1 protein-coding gene is annotated in these 550 nt (G+C 68.7%); it reads right to left on the reverse strand.

Annotated elements, in window-relative coordinates:
* Positions 1 to 550 (reverse strand): family 20 glycosylhydrolase (locus LPA54_RS35960; protein WP_228984746.1); only part of this gene is annotated, 550 nt, incomplete at both ends.

Consider the following 550-nt stretch of genomic DNA (forward strand, 5'->3'; position numbering starts at 1 on the left):
TCTTGCCGTACCGGGCGACGACCGGCTGGACCCGCTCCATGAACGCCACGTACTCCTCGTGCGGCGTGGAGTGCGCCTCGTCGCCGCCGATGTGGAGGTAGCGGCCGGGCGTGAGCGCGGCGATCTCCCGCACCACGTCCTCGACGAAGTCGTACGTGATCTCCTTGCCGACGCACAGCGAGCTGAAGCCGACCTCGGTGCCGGTGTAGAGCGGCGGCGCGACGCCGTCGCAGTTCAGCTCGGCGTAGGAGGCGAGGGCCGCGTTGGTGTGGCCCGGCATGTCGATCTCGGGGACGACCTCCAGGTACCGGGAGGCGGCGTACCGCACGATCTCGCGGTAGTCGTCCTTGGTGTAGTGACCGCCCGGGCCGCCGCCGACCTCGGTGGAGCCGCCGTAGGCGGCGAGCCGCGGCCAGGAGTCGACGGCGATGCGCCAGCCCTGGTCGTCGCTCAGGTGCAGATGCAGTTTGTTGATCTTGTAGAGGGCGATCCGGTCGATGTAGCGCTTGACCTCGTCGACGGAGAAGAAGTGGCGGGAGACGTCGAGCAT

The organism is Streptomyces sp. DH12, assembly GCF_020873895.1.
Taxonomy (GTDB): domain Bacteria; phylum Actinomycetota; class Actinomycetes; order Streptomycetales; family Streptomycetaceae; genus Streptomyces.